General features: G+C 66.1%; 17 protein-coding genes. 12 read left to right on the top strand and 5 right to left on the bottom strand.

The genetic code is table 11. The features are described 5' to 3' along the window. The first annotated feature begins 263 nt into the window (after positions 1–263). On the top strand, positions 264–1190 hold the full coding sequence (locus AC4ELS_RS06325; protein ID WP_064883298.1) for a LysR family transcriptional regulator: 927 nt from the start codon (positions 264–266) through the stop codon (positions 1188–1190). Here the strand turns inward: AC4ELS_RS06325 and AC4ELS_RS06320 are convergent. Further along, complete coding sequence (locus AC4ELS_RS06320) at positions 1187–2167, bottom strand: 2-hydroxyacid dehydrogenase (RefSeq protein WP_090517279.1); 981 nt, start codon at positions 2165–2167, stop codon at positions 1187–1189. The two genes, AC4ELS_RS06325 and AC4ELS_RS06320, sit on opposite strands and share 4 nt — an antisense overlap. Positions 2168–2484: 317 nt before the next feature. Here AC4ELS_RS06320 and AC4ELS_RS06315 point away from each other — a divergent pair, with 317 nt between their 5' ends. The 10 genes from AC4ELS_RS06315 to AC4ELS_RS06270 are packed head-to-tail and all read left to right on the top strand — an operon-like array spanning position 2485 to position 12202. Further along, entirely contained in the window at positions 2485–4038 is a 1554-nt protein-coding gene (locus AC4ELS_RS06315) for an ABC transporter substrate-binding protein (RefSeq protein ID WP_499046408.1), read from the top strand. Between the two features lie 5 nt (positions 4039–4043). Further along, positions 4044–4973 carry an ABC transporter permease gene (locus tag AC4ELS_RS06310; protein WP_064883304.1) on the top strand — a complete coding sequence of 310 codons (930 nt, stop codon included), beginning with the start codon at positions 4044–4046 and terminating at the stop codon, positions 4971–4973. A gap of 11 nt (positions 4974–4984) precedes the next feature. Then, entirely contained in the window at positions 4985–5971 is a 987-nt protein-coding gene (locus AC4ELS_RS06305; RefSeq protein ID WP_448445025.1) for an ABC transporter permease, read from the top strand. Between the two features lie 23 nt (positions 5972–5994). Continuing rightward, positions 5995–7026, top strand: coding sequence for an ABC transporter ATP-binding protein (locus AC4ELS_RS06300; protein ID WP_448445027.1), 1032 nt, complete (start codon positions 5995–5997; stop codon positions 7024–7026). Next, positions 7019–8008 carry an ABC transporter ATP-binding protein gene (locus AC4ELS_RS06295; RefSeq protein ID WP_064883310.1) on the top strand — a complete coding sequence of 330 codons (990 nt, stop codon included), beginning with the start codon at positions 7019–7021 and terminating at the stop codon, positions 8006–8008. Before AC4ELS_RS06300 ends, AC4ELS_RS06295 begins: the two co-directional genes overlap by 8 nt. Continuing rightward, on the top strand, positions 8005–8727 hold the full coding sequence (locus tag AC4ELS_RS06290; protein WP_064883426.1) for a sulfite exporter TauE/SafE family protein: 723 nt from the start codon (positions 8005–8007) through the stop codon (positions 8725–8727). The genes AC4ELS_RS06295 and AC4ELS_RS06290 overlap by 4 nt, the downstream gene beginning before the upstream one ends. Position 8728: 1 nt before the next feature. Continuing rightward, positions 8729–9529 carry an IclR family transcriptional regulator gene (locus AC4ELS_RS06285; protein WP_064883312.1) on the top strand — a complete coding sequence of 267 codons (801 nt, stop codon included), beginning with the start codon at positions 8729–8731 and terminating at the stop codon, positions 9527–9529. Between the two features lie 25 nt (positions 9530–9554). After that, complete coding sequence (locus tag AC4ELS_RS06280) at positions 9555–10904, top strand: enolase C-terminal domain-like protein (RefSeq protein ID WP_448445031.1); 1350 nt, start codon at positions 9555–9557, stop codon at positions 10902–10904. A gap of 1 nt (position 10905) precedes the next feature. Continuing rightward, entirely contained in the window at positions 10906–11865 is a 960-nt protein-coding gene (locus AC4ELS_RS06275; RefSeq protein WP_448445033.1) for a 2-hydroxyacid dehydrogenase, read from the top strand. A gap of 55 nt (positions 11866–11920) precedes the next feature. Further along, on the top strand, positions 11921–12202 hold the full coding sequence (locus AC4ELS_RS06270; protein ID WP_082941700.1) for a WhiB family transcriptional regulator: 282 nt from the start codon (positions 11921–11923) through the stop codon (positions 12200–12202). A gap of 615 nt (positions 12203–12817) precedes the next feature. Here AC4ELS_RS06270 and mbp1 read toward each other — a convergent pair. Continuing rightward, positions 12818–13060 carry a microaggregate-binding protein 1 gene (gene mbp1 / locus AC4ELS_RS06265; protein WP_064883428.1) on the bottom strand — a complete coding sequence of 81 codons (243 nt, stop codon included), beginning with the start codon at positions 13058–13060 and terminating at the stop codon, positions 12818–12820. Between the two features lie 218 nt (positions 13061–13278). On the opposite strand from mbp1, the gene AC4ELS_RS06260 reads away from it, so the two are divergent. Then, entirely contained in the window at positions 13279–14298 is a 1020-nt protein-coding gene (locus tag AC4ELS_RS06260; RefSeq protein WP_448445036.1) for an iron-containing redox enzyme family protein, read from the top strand. A 1-nt stretch (position 14299) separates the two neighbouring features. Here AC4ELS_RS06260 and AC4ELS_RS06255 read toward each other — a convergent pair whose 3' ends face one another. From AC4ELS_RS06255 to AC4ELS_RS06245, 3 genes are all read right to left on the bottom strand, one after another. Then, positions 14300–14488, bottom strand: a complete 189-nt coding sequence (locus AC4ELS_RS06255) for a CDGSH iron-sulfur domain-containing protein (RefSeq protein WP_448445038.1) — start codon at positions 14486–14488, stop codon at positions 14300–14302. Then, positions 14485–15183 carry a HemK2/MTQ2 family protein methyltransferase gene (locus AC4ELS_RS06250; RefSeq protein WP_448445040.1) on the bottom strand — a complete coding sequence of 233 codons (699 nt, stop codon included), beginning with the start codon at positions 15181–15183 and terminating at the stop codon, positions 14485–14487. Before AC4ELS_RS06250 ends, AC4ELS_RS06255 begins: the two co-directional genes overlap by 4 nt. 98 nt (positions 15184–15281) lie before the next feature. After that, positions 15282–17465 (bottom strand): catalase, encoded by a 2184-nt coding sequence (locus tag AC4ELS_RS06245; protein ID WP_499046405.1) that lies wholly within the window; start codon positions 17463–17465, stop codon positions 15282–15284. Positions 17466–17615: the final 150 nt, after the last annotated feature.

Raw genomic sequence — 17615 nt, 5'->3', positions numbered from 1 at the left:
ACCACTCCGCCAAAGCACTGACCTCAATGATCTACCTCTGCCTCGGCGGCCTGAACCCTCAACTACCCACAAGAACATGAGGAGTAGCACACATGTTCGATAAAACTCGTATATCAGCTGGCTGGCCATGTTTTTCGATTGTCGCTGAACTGTCGCTCGCCAGGCGGACAACGGCGTGCAATTAGTGCACCGCCAGGCCATCGCTGTCGTCCATTCATGCGGTTCAGGCATTGATGTAGGCCTACCGGCGATAGGCTGCACCGGTGTTCTCGCTGTCGAGGCTGTCGTGCTTCATCGCCGTCGCGGAGGAACTGCACTTCGGGCGGGCCGCCGAACGACTGCACATGACACAGCCGCCGCTGAGCCGCCAGATCCAGCAGTTGGAGAGCGAACTCGGGGTGCATCTGATCGACCGCACCACTCGGTCGGTCACCCTCACGCCGGCTGGAGTGGCATTCCTGCCCGACGCGCGACGCATCCTGCAATTGGCCGAAGGTGCGGCGCTCAACGTAAAGCGCGTTCCTGCAGGCGATCTCGGTACCGTGGTGATCGGATTCACTGCGGCGTCGGCGCACCCGGTGCTACCCAGGTTGTTCGAGGCCGCGCGGCAACAGATGCCCGACGTGAAACTCGATCTGCGCGAAATGGTCACCGCAGCTCAGATCGAGGCGCTGATGACCGGTGAACTGGATCTCGGGATGGCGCGGCCACCGCTCAAACGGCCCGGCCTGGTATCCCGGCCGCTGCTGCATGAACAGCTCATCGCCGCACTGCCGGCCGCGCATCCGCTGGTCGAGGTGCGCCGTCAGCTCACGCTCAACGATCTCGACGGCCAGGACATGGTGATGTACTCACCGGTGCAGGCCCGGTACTTCAACGAGCTGCTGATCAGCACGTTCACGATCGCCGGCGCCACGCCCCGCTATGTCCAGTACGTCACCCAGGTGCACACGATGCTGGTGCTGGTCCGCTCCGGGATCGGCATCGCGCTCGTGCCCGCATCCACGGCCACCCTGCATCCAGAAGGGGTGGTGTTCCGCTCGATCGGCGCGTTCCGGGAGCGTCCGGTCGAACTGGACGCCGTCTGGCGCGGGGACAGCACAAACCCTGCGCTGCTGCGGCTGCTGCGAGACGTCCTGCCGCCGCGTGAGTGGACCACCGACGATCTCGTCGAGGATTTCGTCGGTTAGCTACGTGCGGCAGGAGCCGGCATGGGCACCGGCGTGACGAGCTCGCCGGACTCCAGGAACTTGTCCAAGTTGGCCAGGGTCAGCGCCTCCATGGCGGCCCGGGTCTCGACGGTTCCACTTCCGACGTGGGGCAGCAGCACCACGGTGTCCAACGACAGCAGTGCCTCGGGCACGTTCGGCTCGTCGGTGAACACGTCGAGTCCAGCACCTGCCAGCCTGCCTTCGCTCAGCGCCTCGACGAGGGCTTCCTCGTCCACGACGCTGCCGCGGGCGATGTTGATCAGGTAGCCGTCGGGCCCGAGCGCGTCGAGCACATCCCGGTCGACCAGGTGCCGTGTCCCGCTGCCGCCTGCGGCGGCGACGATAAGGACGTCGACCTGCCTGGCGAGCTCGATGGCGGACGTGACGTATTCGTAAGGGCTGCCCGCGACCTCACGCCGGTTGTGATAGCTGATCGTGCAACCGAACGCGACCAGCCGGGTGGCGATCGCCTGCCCGATGCGGCCGAGGCCGATGATGCCGACCCGGGCTCCCGAAACCTTGTGGGTCAGTGGGTAATTGCCTTCCGCCACCCAGCGGCCGGCCCGCAGGTATCGGTCGGCGGCCGAGAACTGCCGCATCGTGTCGATCAGCAATCCGACGGCAGTGTCGGCCACACAGTCACTGAGCACGTCGGGGGTGTTGCTGACCACGACGTTTCGCGCCGCGGCCGCCTCGATGTCCGTGGTGTCATAGCCGACCCCGAAGTTGACCACCGCACCCAGATTGGGCAGTGCCGCCATCAGCTCGGCGTCGACGCCGGTGCGCCCCGAGGTCACCACCGCGGCGATCGTGGCGCCGTGCTCGGCGAGGAATGTCGCGCGTTCAGGGCCGCCGGGCAAAACCTGGGCGTCGTAGCTGGTCCGCAGTGTCTCGGCGAGTGAAGGCTTGAGCGGACCCACCTGCAGGACGCGGCGGCTGGAATCGGATTCGGGCACACGTACTCCTCGGTCGGGATGCAGCTACGGTAAGCCTGCGTGCAAATACCCGTCCAACACGGAAATAGCATGGGTTGATACGCAAGCTGCATAATTCTCCCCGCGGCATTGCTGCGGACGTATCGGTCAGCCCCGTTTTTGGTCGGAACCCCAGTTCAGAACCGCTTTTAGGGTGACCTTGCCCGCTGTTCAGCGCGCTCCATCAGCGCTATTTCTCCCGATTTCGGCGGGTTGACGGGCGGAGTGAGCCGTTCTTAGCGTGTGTCTGCGGTCACAACCAGCATCTACATACGTGGACATCACACCCTGGAGGATCCATGAGGCGAGTTCTCGCCGCTCCGGCAGTCGCTCTGGCCGCCTGCGCGCTCACCGCGGGGTGCACCGTCGCCAACACCGCGCACGGCGGCTACGACCCGGACACCTTGCGGATCGTCATCTCCCAGGAGCCGCCGACGCTGGAACCCTGCGAGAGCTCGTTGACGTCGACCGGCATCGTGGTGCGGTCCAACATCACCGAACCGCTCATCGAGCGCGATCCCGATACCGGCGACCTGCAGCCGCTGCTGTCCACCGCTTGGCGCCAAACCGCGCCCGACCAATGGGCATTCGACATCCGCAGAGGTGTCACGTTCTCCGACGGTGCGCCCTTCACCGCCAAGGACGCCGCCTTCTCCATCGACCGGGCGGTCAACTCCGATCTGCAGTGCAACGTCGACGGCTACGTGTTCGGCGACGACAAGCTCGTCGTCACCGCGCCTGACGACAACACGGTCGTCATCGGCACACCGAAGCCGGATCCGATTCTGCCGCTGCGGATCTCGTTCGTGGAGATCGTGCCGTCAGGAACCAGCACCACCGAGAAGGTGCGCGAGCCCATCGGCACCGGCCCGTATGCGATCGCCGACTGGGAGTACGGCCAGAAACTGCTGCTCAAGCGCAACGACCGCTACTGGGGTGCCAAGCCGGCCTTCGCCCGCGCCGAATACCAGTGGCGCAGCGAGGGCAGCGTGCGCGCCGCCATGATCACCAACGACGAGGCCGACATCGCCACCTCTCTCGGCCCCGAGGACGGCGCCGGCGACCGTGGAGTTCCGTTCCAGAACAACGAGACCACCGCGCTGCGCATGCAGGCGGGAGAAGCGCCGCTCGACGACATCCGGGTCCGGCAGGCCATCAACTACTCCGTCAACCGGACCGGCATCGTCAGAGCTCTGTTCCGAGGACTCGGGGAGCCGGCCTCCCAGCTGATCCCGTCGGGTGTCGTCGGGTACAACGACCAACTGCCGCTGTGGCCCCACGATCTCGACAAGGCCAAGGCGCTCATCGCCGAGGCAAAGGCGGACGGGGTACCCGTGGACCGCCAGATCCGGCTGATCGGCCGCACCGCTCAGTTCCCGAAGATCTCCGAGACCATCGAGGTGCTGCAGAGTGAATTCGCCGAGATCGGTCTCAACGTCAAGATCGAGATGATGGACACCGCAGGCCAATTGCAGTACCAACTGCGCCCGTTCCCCGCGGACACCGGGCCCTACCTGCTGATGATCATGCACGGCAACCAGGCGGGCGATGCCGCCTTCACCATGGACCAGTACATGCTCTCCGAGGGGCCGCAGAGCGCCTACGGCACACCGGAATTCGACGGCAAGATCCGCGCCGCCGAAGCCCTTACCGGCCAGGCCCGCCAGGACGCGTTCGCCAAACTGTTCGCCGAAGAGCCGCAGCAGATCATGCAGTTCGCCTACATCGCCCACATGAAAGGCATTCTCGGCAAGTCCCCGCGCGTGGACTACACGCCCAACTCCGCCACCGGCGACGAGATGCGGCTTTCGGAGATGACGCCCGCCGCGATCGACCGTACCGACAGGAGCTGAGCCCGATGTTCCCCTTCCTCCGTCGCCGGATGTACACCAGCACCATTCCGTTGATCGTCGTGCTGCTCGGCGTGTTCCTGCTCGCCCGGCTCACCGGCGATCCGACCAACCTGTACCTGCCCGAGTCCGCCACCGCCGACCAGCGTGCAGCGTTCGCCCACCAGCACGGGTTCGATCAGCCGTTGTTCACCCAGTTGGTGGACTACTTCAAGGGCGTGATCCACCTCGACTTCGGAACCTCGTTGCGCACAGGAGAATCCGCGTCGGCGATGGCGCTGCGGGCGTTCCCGGCCACGCTGCAACTGGCCTTCGTCACCATGCTCCTGGCGATCATCGGCGCGGTCATCGTCGGCTGCTGGGCCGCCTACCGGCCCAACTCACTGGCCGACCGGTTCTCCAGCCTGCTGTCGATGACCGCGGCCAGCATTCCCGATTTCTGGTTCGCCATCACCGGGGTGTGGCTGTTCTCCGTGCTGATGGGATGGCTGCCCACCTCGGGCACCGACGACGGCATGCTGTCCTGGATCCTGCCGATCGCCACCCTGATGATCCGTCCCCTCGGCGTGCTCACCCAGGTGGTCCGAGGCGCCATGGTCTCGGCACTTTCGGCGCCCTACATCCGGCTGGCCCGGAGCAAGGGTGCCGGCGATCTCAGGGTGGTCAGCCACCACGCGCTGCGCAACGCCGCCGCACCCGCGCTGACGGTGGCGGGCGATCTCGCGGTCGGCCTGATCAACGGCGCTGTGGTGGTGGAGGCCATCTTCGGCTGGCCCGGCATCGGCAAGCTCATGATCGACGCGATCCTGCAGCGCGACTTCGCGGTCCTGCAGGCGGCCGTCCTGCTCACGGCGGTGAGCATCTTCGTGCTGAACATCATCATCGACGCCTGCTACGCGCTGCTGGACGCACGTGTGCGGGAACCGGCAAAGGTCTAGGGGTACGAATCGTGAGCACGCAAATCGACCTGGTACCAGTCAAACCCACCACCGCGATCGTCGGCGAACCGGAGGCCGAACCGACGCGGAGGCGCTCGGTGTGGCTCCGGTTGCTGGTCAACGACCGGGTGGCCGCCGCGGCTGCCGTGGTGCTCGGCCTGGTGGTCCTCACCGCGGTGTTCGGGCCCATGCTGGTCGGCAACCTCGCCACCCATATCGACCTGGACAACTCGAATCAGGCGCCGTTCACCCTCGCCCACGGCTGGGCCAACGTGCTCGGCACCGACCCGCTGGGACGCAGCATGCTGGCCCGGCTGATCGTCGCTTGCCGCACCACATTGTCGGTGGCCATCCCCGCCGTGGTGATCTCGGCGGTCGTCGGTTCGCTGATCGGGATGTGGGCCGGCTATTACCGCGGCTGGCGGGAAACGCTGGCCATGCGGGTGGCCGACGTCATCATGAGCTTCCCTTCGCTGTTGCTGGCCGTGGTGGTTCTCTACGTGTTCTCTCCCAGCGCGGCCAATATCGTTGCGGTGCTGGCGATCACCCGCATCCCGGTGTACCTGCGCACGGCTCGGGCCGAGTCGGCCGAACTGTCCAGCCGGGTATTCGTCGACGCGGCCCGCACGTTCGGGGCCAGCGGACGTTCCATCATCGTGCGGCATGTGGTGCCGATCGTTCTGCCCACCCTGCTGACCGTGGCCACTCTGGACTTCTGCTACGTCATGTTGGCCGAATCCTCGCTCAGCTTCCTGGGTATCGGCATCCAGCCGCCGGATGTCAGCTGGGGCCTGATGGTTTCGCAGGGCCGCACGTACCTTCACACCGCATGGTGGCTCTCGTTCTTCCCCGGGCTGGCCATCGTCATCACCACGGTCTCGGCCACCATCCTGGCCGCCTGGGCCCGGATCGCGACTGATCCCGGCCAGCGCTGGCGGCTCACAGTCCCGCAGAAACGACTGTCCCGCTTCACCAAGTCCGGAAAGGCCCTCGGATGACCTCCCAGTCGAGAAGCAGTGTCATGGAACAGCCGGCCAGGTCCGAGCACGCCGACAGAGATCCCGCACTGGTGGTGGACGGGCTCACTGTCGACATCCGCACCATCACCGGAACGGTGCGCGCCGTCGACCATGTCAGCTTCGCGGCGCACCGCGGTCAGACCCTGGCCCTGCTGGGCGAATCAGGTTGCGGCAAATCGATGACCGCCACCGCGCTGGTCGGGCTGCTCGAGCCGGTCGCGGAGGTGGTCGACGGTACCGCGACGCTGGCCGACGTGGACATCCTCGCCGCCGACCGCAAGACCCGGCGCAAACTGGCCGGACCCGAGTTGGCCATCGTGTTCCAGGATGCGCTCACCGCACTCAACCCGCTCTACACCGTCGGCACGCAGTTGGCCGAGCCGTTCCGCATCCACCACGGGATGAATGCCAAGGACGCCAAGCGCAAAGCGGTGGAACTGATGGCGCGGGTGGGTATCCCGCAGCCGGAGGAGCGGATGAAGTCCTATCCGCACCAGTTCTCCGGCGGGATGAGGCAGCGGCTGCTGATCGCGATGGCTGTCGCGTTGAACCCGCGGGTGCTGATCGCCGACGAACCGACCACCGCACTCGACGTCACCGTGCAAGCACAGATCATGGCGCTGCTCAAGAGCCTGCGCACCGAGTACGACATGGCCGTCGTCCTGATCACCCACGACCTGGCGCTGGTGGCAGAGGAAGCCGATAGCGTCGCGGTCATGTACGCCGGCCAGGTTGTCGAAACCGGACCGGTGGCAGAGGTTTTCGCCAACCCCAGGCACCCCTACACCAAGGGGCTGCTCGACTCCGTCCCGGTGAGCGCGGTCCGCGGCGAGACCCTCAAGTCCATCGGCGGTGCCCCGCCCGATCTGCACTCGATCCCGGCCGGCTGTGTCTACCAGGACCGCTGCCCGTTGGCCCGGGACATCTGCGTGACAAACAGGCCCGCGCTCGAGGGCGGCAGCCGGCGTAGCGCCTGCCACTTCGCCGATGAGGTTGAGGCCGGCACCCGAGAAGGAGAAGCAGCAGATGTCTGAAAACCTGCTCACGGTCCGTGATCTGCGCAAGTCGTTCCGGGTGGGCAAGAAACAGCTCGCCGCGCTCGACGGCATCAACCTCGACCTGGGACGTGGCGAAACACTCGGCCTGGTCGGCGAATCCGGGTGCGGCAAGTCCACCCTGGCGCGGACCCTGATGATGCTCGAGCGCCCGGATTCGGGCAGCGTGACCTTCGACGGCATCGACCCATTCCGCCTGCGGGGCGCCGACCTGCTGAAGTTCCGGCGCCGAGTCCAGATGGTGTTCCAGGATCCCTACGCGTCGCTCAACTCCCGCATGACCGCGGGCGACATCATCGCCGAGCCCTGGCGCACTCATAAGACCCTGCACCCGAACCGCAAGGACCGGGAGATGCGGGTGCGAGGCCTGCTCGACATGGTCGGCCTGGGCGCCAAGGCCGCGGGCAAGTACCCGCAGGAGTTCTCCGGCGGACAACGGCAACGCATCGGTATCGCACGGGCGTTGGCACTCAATCCCGACGTCATCATCTGCGACGAACCGGTATCGGCACTCGACCTCTCGGTCCAGGCCCAGGTGCTCAATCTGCTGAACGATCTACAGCAGGAACTCGGTATCTCCTACATCTTCATCTCGCACGACCTGTCGGTGGTCCGCCACGTCGCCGACCGCGTCACGGTGATGTATCTGGGCCACATGATCGAGAGCGGCCGCACCGAGGACGTCTACCAGAATCCTCGGCACCCCTACACCGCTGCCTTGATGTCGGCAGCGCCGAAACTCGATGCGGCCCAGCGCAACAACCGGATCCTGCTGAAGGGCGAGGTACCGTCACCGCTGAATCCGCCGTCGGGCTGCCGCTTCCGGACCCGGTGTCCGAAGGCCACCGAGATCTGCGCGGCGCAAGCGCCGACGGCTACCGCTGCCCCGGACGTCGACGGTCATATATCCGAATGCCATCACCCGTTGGAACCGGCGGTGCCGGTTTCGGTGCCGGCGTGACCATCGCCGGTTACGGGATCGTCGCCGCCGCCATCGTGCTGGCGTCATGCATGCAGGCCTCCATCGGATTCGGCATGGGCATGCTGGCGGCGCCGATCGTGGCGATCGTGGACCCTGGGCTGATCCCGGGCACCCTCATCATGCTCGCCACGATGGTGACGCTCATGGTGGTGATCCGCGAACGCGAGGACATCGATCTCGCCGGAACCGGATGGGCCCTGGCCGGACGGGTTCCCGGCACCGTGGCCGGGGCACTGCTGCTGGTGGTGATGCCGAAGGAGATGCTGGCGTATGCGTTGGCCGCGGTGGTGCTCGGCGGCGTGGCGCTGACGAGCATGGGCTGGATCCCCACGCCCCATCGACGGAATCTGGTGCTGGCCGGCGCTACCTCGGGCTTGCTCGGTACCGCGACCTCCATCGGTGGTCCGCCGATGGCACTGGTGTGGCAGAACAACACCGGAGCCCGGTTGCGCGGCACGATGAGCGGATTTTTCCTCGTCGGCTCGGCCCTGTCGCTCGTGCTGCTCGCGCTCACCGGTTCCGTTGATCACCACACTGTCGTGGTGTTCGCGATGCTCGTCCCGGCGTGTGTCGTCGGCTATGCGTTGTCGCGGTGGGTCAACCGGCATCTGGATCGGCAGCGTCAGCGGTGGGCGGCCATCGCGATATCCACCATCGGCGCCGTGGTGCTGATCGTCCGTCAGTTGATGGGAGGCTGAAGTGACTACCGAGGACAGTGTTTCGGTGCGCAAGGTGAAATCCGCGGTGCGCACGGTCGAGCTGCTGGAGTTCCTGGCGGCTCGACCCGATCAGCCCGTGCGTATCAGGGAAATCTGTACGGCACTTGAGATGCCGCGCAGTTCCGCGCATGCGCTGCTTCGCACGCTGGTGGGGCAGGGCTGGGTGAGGTCCGACGATGCGGGCACGCAGTACAGCATCGGCATGCGGGCCCTGCTGGTGGGAACCAGCTACCTCGATGCCGACCCGTACCTGCCGATGATCGCGCCGTTCCTCGAAGACCTCCGCGGTCAGCTCGACGAGACGTTCCATCTCGCCCGGCTCGACGGTCACGACGTCGTCTACCTGGCCACCCGGGAATCCCGCCAGTATGTACGCACCGCCAACAAGGTGGGCCGCCGGTTGCCGGCCTATGCCACCGCACTCGGCAAGGCGCTGCTCGCCGAGCGGTTCGGTGCCGAACTGGATTCGCATATCCCGGACGCGCTGGCACCGCTGACTCCCCGCACGTTCACCGACCGGACCGCTCTCGACGCGGCTCTCGACGAGGTCCGGGTTCGGGGCTATGCCACCGACGACGAGGAAAACACGCAGGGTATCAAGTGTTTCGCGGTCACCCTGCGCTACCGGCATCCAGCGCAGGACGCGATCAGCGCGTCGGTCCCGCTGTCGCGACTCACACCGGAACGCGAGCGCGAGATCGTCGACGCCCTGCGCCTGGTGTGCGACAAGGTGTCTCGGGTGGTCCGCCCGGTTGCCAACGGGGACAAGTGGTTCGCATGAGTTTGCCCACCAGATTGGAGTACCGATGAGTGCACAGAACTCGACCCCGGTCGTAACCGAGTTGATCGTGATACCGATCGCCGGCCACGACAGCATGCTGCTCAACCTCAGCGGCGCCCACGGCCCGTTCTTCACCAGAAACCTGTTGATCCTCAAGGATTCCGACGGGAACACCGGGGTGGGGGAGGTGCCGGGCGGCGAGGCCATCCGGAGAACTCTGGACGACGCGAGGCCACTGGTGGTGGGCCGCTCGCTCGGTGGCTACCACGCCATCCTGGGGAGCATCCGCCGCGAGTTCGCCGGCCGCGACAGCGCGGGACGTGGCGCACAGACCTTCGATCTGCGGGTCATGGTGCACGCCGTCACCGCCGTGGAGTCCGCGCTGCTGGACCTGCTCGGCAAGCACCTGGGCGTCCCGGTCGCCGCACTGCTGGGCGACGGTCAACAGCGCGCTCGGGTGCGGGCGCTGGGCTACCTGTTCTTCGTGGGGGACCGCAACCGCACCGATCTGCCGTACCAGTCCGCGGCGGACGAGCCGGCCGACGCCGACGCCTGGCTGCGCATCCGACACGACGAGGCGCTCTCACCCGAAGCCGTGGTGCGACTCGCCGAGGCCGCGCGCGACCGCTACGGATTCCACGATTTCAAGCTCAAGGGTGGAGTGCTGCCCGCGGCCGACGAGGCCAAGGCCGTCACCGCACTGGCCGAACGATTCCCGGATGCGCGGATCACCCTGGACCCCAACGGCGGCTGGCTGCTGGCGGACGCGATCCAGACCTGCCGCGGGCTCACCGACGTGTTGGCCTACGCCGAGGACCCGGTCGGACCCGAAGGCACGTTCTCGGGGCGTGAGGTGATGGCCGAGTTCAAACGGGCCACCGGCCTACCGACCGCCACCAACATGATCGCCACCGACTGGCGCGAGATGGGGCACGCGATCCGGGCCGGTGCCGTCGACATCCCGCTGGCCGACCCCCACTTCTGGACGATGAACGGCTCGGTGCGGGTGGCGCAGCTCTGCGACGCCTGGGGCTTGACCTGGGGTTCGCACTCCAACAACCACTTCGACGTGTCCCTGGCCATGTTCACCCATGTGGCCGCGGCCGCGCCGGGCGACATCACGGCCATCGACACGCATTGGATCTGGCAGGACGGTCAGCGGATCACCAAGGCGCCCTATCGAATTGTCGACGGCTACCTCGACGTGCCCGAGACCCCGGGGCTCGGCGTGGAGCTCGACGAGGAGCGGGTCGCCGCGGCGCACGAGCTCTATCTGGCGAACCGATTGGGCGCCCGCGACGATGCGGTGGCCATGCAGTACCTGATCCCGGGCTGGAAGTTCGACAGCAAACGACCTGCACTGCAACGGGGTTGACATGAAGATCGTCGTCATCGAACCGAATATTCTCGTGCACCGCGATCGCTTCGAAGCAGCGTTACCGTCGAGTGCCGAGGTGGTCTGGAACGGCGGCATCGAAGACCTGCGGGACGCCGACGTGCTCGTGGGTGGCCGGTTCACCGCCGAGATGGCGTCCGTCGCCGAGAAACTGCGCCTCGTGCACGTCGCCGGGGCAGGGACCGAGAAGATCGACTTCGCCGCGCTGCGGCCAGAGGCCCTGGTAGCCAACACCTTCCACCATGAACGCTCCATCGCGGAGTACGTGCTCGCGGCCGCGGTGTTGCTGCGCCGCGATTTCCTGGCGCAGGACCGGGCGCTGCGCAGGGGGGTCTGGGCCACCTCGGTTTACGACGCCAACCTGCCGCAGTTGCCCGCGATCGGAGCTGCCCGCATCGGGCTGGTCGGTTTCGGCCACATCGGCAGGCGCGTCTGGGAATTGTTCCGCGGCCTCGGCTCGACCGGGGCCGCGGTGACCGGATCGGGTCGGGTCGACAGCGCGGCCCACGGCCTGTCCTGGGCGGGTGACACCTCCGCGCTGAACCGGCTCATGACGGAGTCCGACGTGGTCGTGGTGTCGGCGCCGCTCACCGCGGCGACCGAAGGGATGATCGGCGCCGAGCAGCTTCGGGCGCTGGGCGCCGACGGCGTGCTGGTCAATGTCGGGCGCGGGCCCCTGGTGGCCGAGCGCCCGCTCTACGACGCGCTGTTGGAGGGCTGGATCCGGGCTGCCGCCATCGACGTCTGGTACCGATATCCCGGTCCCGGTGGGCAAGGGGTGCCGAGTGAGCTGCCGTTCGGCGAACTGGCCAATGTGCTTATGACGCCGCATTCGTCGGGCGTCACCACCGACACGTTCGGAAGCCGGGCCGCGGAGATCGCCGCCAACATCGGCCGGCTCGATCGCGGTGAGCCGCTACGCAATGTGGTGTCGCAGTAGCGCGCACGGGAACTGGTCTGAGGGTCTGGTTGCCCCTCTTGGTTAGGAGTTGACAATGCAATTGCCGCAGCAGCTGCCGGGTCCGAATGTGGATCATTGGGATTGGCAGATGGGTGCGCGTTGTCGAGGTGTGGACTCTTCGGTCTTCTTCTCGCCCGAGGGTGAACGCGGCCGTGCACGGGCTGAACGTGAACTGCGGGCCAAAGCGTTGTGCCGAAACTGTCCTGTCCTGGCGCAGTGTCGAGCCCACGCGTTGGAGATTGTCGAACCGTTCGGAGTGTGGGGTGGGTTGTCCGAGGGGGAGCGCCAGCTCTTGCGGAAGGGCAGCGGCCGATGACGTCGGCAATGGTGTCTCCCCGATAACCTTCAGGGCGGGTCGATGTCGGCCAGTGCAGGCTCGGGGAAAAGGTAGTCGGTGACGTCGACCGATCGCTTTCGCACGAGCATGACGGACGCGGCGGCGATCAGGCTGGCGACAGCCAGTGCGTACGACCCACGCGCAGTTCGCTTGACCGAGGTGTCAGAGTGTCAATGATTCCGGCGAGTTCGTTACATAACGTAACTCCGGCCCCGTCGGCGCGCGGCCTAAGGTCTGCGTTGTGCGCGACGAGAGCGTACCGCAAGAGCGTCAGTTCGTCCGTAAAGGTTGCTTCATGAGTGGTGTTCTAGAGCGGCTGCAAACTGCCATATATCTAACGCTCACGGCAGCGTTCTTGGGGTTGGCACTCTCGGCTCTCCTCGCGGTCCTCGTCGCTGCCGCGCCTCTCAAGCTCTTGGCATTGATCGACAGACAAGCTTGATCGGCAACTCGTCAAGCTCCGTGACGACCGGCCTTCCGTAAGCACAATCGGCAGTTGGGTCTGGTTCTGAGCCAGAAGGAGGCCGCACTGGCCTCCCGACGAGAGATAGCCCAACCCGCAGGGGGCTGGGCTATCTCTTCAAACACGCCCGGTTACGGTCGCTGGTAAGCCTCTTGCCGCTTCTCGGCCGCCTTGGCTCCGGCCCGTGCCGACTCCGCCTCGGCCTCCTTCTTCGCGACGTCCTTTTGAGCGTCGGCCTTGTCTTGCTGAGCTTTGCCCTCGCGAATCAGATCGTCGCGACCGGTCACGGTACCTACAGCTTCCTTGGCCTTGCCCTTGACATCCTCGACGACGGCCTTGATGCCTTCTTCAGGACCTGAGTTCTTCTCGGTCATGCTTGCCTTCCGTTCCTGGTGTTTGGCGGGTTCCACGAGGCCTCGGCCTCTCCAAGCGGCAGCAGGATTGCCCAAATGGCCTCGCAGTAAACGGCTGCCCTTTCGGCTGCGACGGGGTTCACACTGCTGTCGGCGATTTCGTCGATGTTCCGCCGCCCGCCCGGCAACCGCCCGAGCATCCCGATTACTCCGCCGCTCTTCTGGGTAGGTATACCGCCGTGACGTCTGCGCCAATCCTTAACGAGCCCACGCTGCCAGACCCCCGTGGTCCGTTGTCGGCTGCGGTCATCAGGTTGTTGGGGGAGCGGGCGCCCTGTAACCAGCTGTCTCGCGTCGAGGCGTCGCTGGCCGATTCCGACCCCTGCGGTCTCGACCTACACCTGGCGCTCTATGTCTGCTACGAGCTGCATTACCGCGGCTTCGCCGGCGTGGACCCTGGCTGGGAGTGGGATGCCGGTCTGCTGCACTTGCGTGGGAAGTTGGAGCGGGAGTTCCTGACGGAAGTGCGGCGTGGCGTCGGTGAGGTTCACCCCGGAGACACCGCGCCGGCCGAGATGGAGAAGATCTCGATCGAGCCGGTCGACGGTGAAGGCCTGTCATATCACCTGCGCGACAAGGGAACCTGGGAGCAGATGCGCGAATACTTCGTGCACCGCTCGCTGTATCACCTCAAAGAAGGTGATCCGCACGCCTGGGCCATCCCGCGGCTGACAGGCCAGGCCAAAGCGTCCTTCGTCGCGGTGGAATTCGATGAGTTCGGCGGCGGCCGCGGGCCGCGGCTGCACCAGCAGTTGTTCGCCGACCTGATGTGCGCCGCCGGCTTGGATTCGAGCTACCTCGGCTACATCGGCAATGTGCCGGCCGAATCGCTGGCGGCGGTGAATCTGATGTCCCTGTTCGGTCTGCATCGCAAGCTGCGCGGTGCGGCGGTCGGGCACTTCGCCTCAACTGAAATCACCTCCTCACCGGGTTCGCGGCGGCTGGTGGAGGCCTTGGAGCGCCTTGGTGCTCCGCAGGAGTGCGTTGGGTTCTACGCAGAACATGTAGAAGCCGATGCCGTGCACGAACAGGTGGTCCGCACCGACGTGGTGGGTGATCTGTTGGCCCGCGAGCCCGACCTCGAGGCGGATGTGGTGTTCGGGATTCGAGCCCACGCTCTGGTTGAGGACCGGCTGGCCGATCACATGATGGGTCGATGGGCCAAAGGTCAGTCCTCGCTGCGCTGTCCGCTGAGCTGAGTCATCGCCGGCGCCGGTGGCTGGTGTCGCACAGCGGATAATCCTTGCTGCGCCGGCACGCGCAAATAGCCACCATGAAGCGGTCGGAGCCCACCACCGTGCCATCAGGCATCTCGATTCGAACGGGGCCCTGCACCATCACAGGGCCCCCTTGCACCGGCCGCACAGTGCGGCGGTCGGCGTCACTCATGGCTTGTCCGCGCGGATCACCAGCAGTTCCTCCTCGCGTCGGCCGGGTTCAAGACGCCCGGTTTCTTCGAGCCAGTCCGCGCGGGACGACAACACCGGGCCGAACGGAACCCACTGCCAGGCAACGATATCGGCGTCCAGGCCGGCAGCGGACAGATCCGCCAAAGTCTTACGGGGGTTGGCGAATTCCGATTGGACCAGCAGTAGGCTGCCGCCGTCGGCGAGCAGGTCGGGCGCCGCGGCGCACAGCGGGTCCAGAATCATTCGCCCGTCCTCACCGGCATCCCACGCGCGCGCCTGACCGGTCACTCCCGTCGGCGCCGCGTTGTCCGGGTCATGTGGAACGTACGGTGGGTTGCAGGTGATCAGGTCGAAAGGCCCGAACTCGGCGGCCCGGGCCCAGGATCCCAGATGCACGTCGACGGCGACATCGTGCGCCAAGGCATTGGACCGGGCGCACCGCACCGCACGCTGGCAGATGTCGAAGGCCGCGACGGCCGACGCTCCCTGGGCCGCGGCGTTGATCGCCACCACGCCGCTGCCGGTGCACAGATCCGCAACGGTCCGGCCGACTGCCAGGCCGGCTTCTTCCATCACATCGATCAACAGTTGAGAATCTTCTTGTGGGGCATAGACACCATCTGCCACGACAATCGTGCTGATCGGGTGGAGCTCCGGGTTGTATGCGGTTGTCACATCGGCCTCTCAACGGTGAAGGGGTCAACACTGCCCGTGGTTAATGCCCGCTATCGCCGCTGTTCAAACGCTGTTGATCTCAGCCGAGCGTCGGTGTCCTACTTTGCGCGGGCGCGCCGAGTCGCCTTCTTGGCGGCAGACCGTTTACCCGAGACCGCGGGCGGGAGAGCGGGTTTCGACGGTGGAATGGCAGAAGCGGTGACCACATCGGCGCGGTCCCAGACCCGGTGCAGGCCGAGGGCGGCGACGAGTTCGGTGGTGAACGTCTTGTCTGCCTCACCGGCCAGCAACACTCCGGGCAAGGTGCGGTCGATCCCCGCGGCATCGAGTTGCGCAACTCCGTCGCCCCAGGCGCCCAGTGCCTTGCAGTGTCGCAGCAGTTCCTGCAACAACACGATGGCCCGGATGTCCGTGGTCGGTGCCGTGCCCGCCGCCACGACGGCTGCGTCGAATTCGATCGAGCGGGCGGTGGCGAACGTGCGTTCCACCACCACCGAACGCCGCCCTGATTTGAGGGTGCCGCCGTGCGGGGCGACGACCAACGCCTGCACACCCAGTTTGTCCAGAGACTTTGTCAGCGTGGCGATTCCGGCCAGATCTGAATTCGCATCAGCGATTACCGCGACCTTGCGCCCCGCGACGGGACCAGGCTCGGTGACGATCTGGGACAACGCCGGTGAGATCAGAACGTCCTTGGGCGGGTTGCCCTTCGGCGCAGGCAGACCCAGACCGGCGGCCACTTTCTGGCACAGTTCGGTGTCGACGTTGGCGAGCACCTGCAGTTCGCGTTCTTTGATGGACTGCTCGAAGCACTTGCCGAGTTCGAAAGTGAACGCATCTGCGACGTGGTCCTGCTCGATCTTGGTCAGGCTGCGGTAGAACATCGCCGCCTGGCTGAAGTGATCGTCGAACGACGCCGGCTGTGCCCGCTCTACCGGGCCGTCCACGACCCGCGGCGTCGGGACGTAGCCGCCTTCCTCGGCGTCGGCGACCAACGGTTCCCCACCGTCGATGCTGTTGGGCCGGTAGGGCGCCTGGCCGGTGTGCACGGCGGTCTGATGCATGCCGTCGCGCAGCATGTCGTTCACCGGGCAGTGCGGCCGGTTGATCGGCAGCTGGGTGAAGTTCGGCCCGCCCAGGCGGGTGAGCTGGGTGTCCAGGTAAGAGAAGAGCCGAGCCTGCATCAGCGGATCGTTGGTGACCTCGATGCCGGGCACCAGGTTGCCAGTGTGGAATGCCACCTGCTCGGTCTCGGCGAAGAAGTTGGTGGGGTTGCGGTCCAGCGTGAGCTTGCCGATCAGCTGCACCGGAACCAGCTCCTCGGGCACGATCTTGGTCGGGTCCAACAGGTCGATGCCCTGAAACGCGTCCGTGCCGTCGTCGGGCATCACCTGGATGCCGAGTTCGTATTCCAGTGGAGCACCGGCCTCGATGCCGTCGGCCATGTCGCGCCGGTGAAAGTCCGGATCCACCCCGGCGGTGATCTGCGCTTCTTCCCAGACCAGCGAGTGCACCCCGGCGATGGGCTTCCAGTGGAACTTCACCAGGCTGGTTTCGCCCTTGGCGTTGACCAGTCGGAAGGTGTGTACGCCGAATCCTTCCATGGTCCGGAAGGAACGCGGGATGCCGCGGTCGCTCATGTTCCAGAACACGTGGTGGGTGGCTTCGGTGTGCAGCGACACGAAGTCCCAGAAGGTGTCGTGCGCCGACTGCGCCTGTGGGATCTCGCGATCTGGATGCGGTTTGCCGGCGTGGATGATGTCAGGGAACTTGATGCCGTCCTGGATGAAAAACACCGGCATGTTGTTGCCGACCAGGTCGAAGTTTCCCTCGTCGGTGTAGAACTTCACCGCGAACCCGCGGGTGTCACGTACGGTGTCGGCCGAACCGCGCGAGCCCAGCACGGTGGAGAACCGGCAGAAGACCTCGGTCTTCTTGCCCTTCTTGCCCAGAAAGTCCGCTTTGGTGACGCCGGCGGCATTGCCGTAGGCCTCGAATGTGCCGTGTGCGGCCGCTCCGCGGGCGTGCACCACCCGCTCCGGAATACGTTCGTGGTCGAAGTGGGTGATCTTCTCGCGGAGGTGGAAGTCCTCCATCAGGGTGGGGCCGCGGCGACCGGCCTTGAGTGAGTGATCGGTGTCTGGGATGCGTACGCCCTGCGCCGTGGTCAGATACCGTCCGGTCTGTGCTCGTGAGTCCGCCTGTCCGAGAAAACCTTCGGCGACCCCCGCGGGTCCGACGGGGGCGGGGGATTTCTGGTCTCGATTTCGTGAAGGGGGCATCGGACACTCCAAGCGTAGAGAGAGTTGGGGCTGTCAGCGCCACACCGCGGCCCGCACGGGACGGCGCGGCGGCTGCGCGCCGGGAGTTACCTGGTACCCGGCTGCATCGGATCGCAAACGCAGCGGGTCGAACGAGAGCCAAAAACCTAC

The organism is Mycobacterium shunyiense, assembly GCF_058270035.1.
The sequence above is the reverse complement of the archived record's forward strand: the minus strand, read 5'-3'. Positions and strand labels throughout refer to the sequence as shown.

Coding starts and splice junctions, on each gene's coding strand:
- AC4ELS_RS06300 (WP_448445027.1), top strand. CDS start 5,995: ATGGAACAGCCGGCCAGGTCCGAGCACGCCGACAGAGATCCCGCACTG.
- AC4ELS_RS06245 (WP_499046405.1), bottom strand. CDS start 17,465: ATGCCCCCTTCACGAAATCGAGACCAGAAATCCCCCGCCCCCGTCGGA.
- AC4ELS_RS06315 (WP_499046408.1), top strand. CDS start 2,485: ATGAGGCGAGTTCTCGCCGCTCCGGCAGTCGCTCTGGCCGCCTGCGCG.
- AC4ELS_RS06275 (WP_448445033.1), top strand. CDS start 10,906: ATGAAGATCGTCGTCATCGAACCGAATATTCTCGTGCACCGCGATCGC.
- AC4ELS_RS06255 (WP_448445038.1), bottom strand. CDS start 14,488: ATGAGTGACGCCGACCGCCGCACTGTGCGGCCGGTGCAAGGGGGCCCT.
- mbp1 (WP_064883428.1), bottom strand. CDS start 13,060: ATGACCGAGAAGAACTCAGGTCCTGAAGAAGGCATCAAGGCCGTCGTC.
- AC4ELS_RS06280 (WP_448445031.1), top strand. CDS start 9,555: ATGAGTGCACAGAACTCGACCCCGGTCGTAACCGAGTTGATCGTGATA.
- AC4ELS_RS06270 (WP_082941700.1), top strand. CDS start 11,921: ATGCAATTGCCGCAGCAGCTGCCGGGTCCGAATGTGGATCATTGGGAT.
- AC4ELS_RS06310 (WP_064883304.1), top strand. CDS start 4,044: ATGTTCCCCTTCCTCCGTCGCCGGATGTACACCAGCACCATTCCGTTG.
- AC4ELS_RS06295 (WP_064883310.1), top strand. CDS start 7,019: ATGTCTGAAAACCTGCTCACGGTCCGTGATCTGCGCAAGTCGTTCCGG.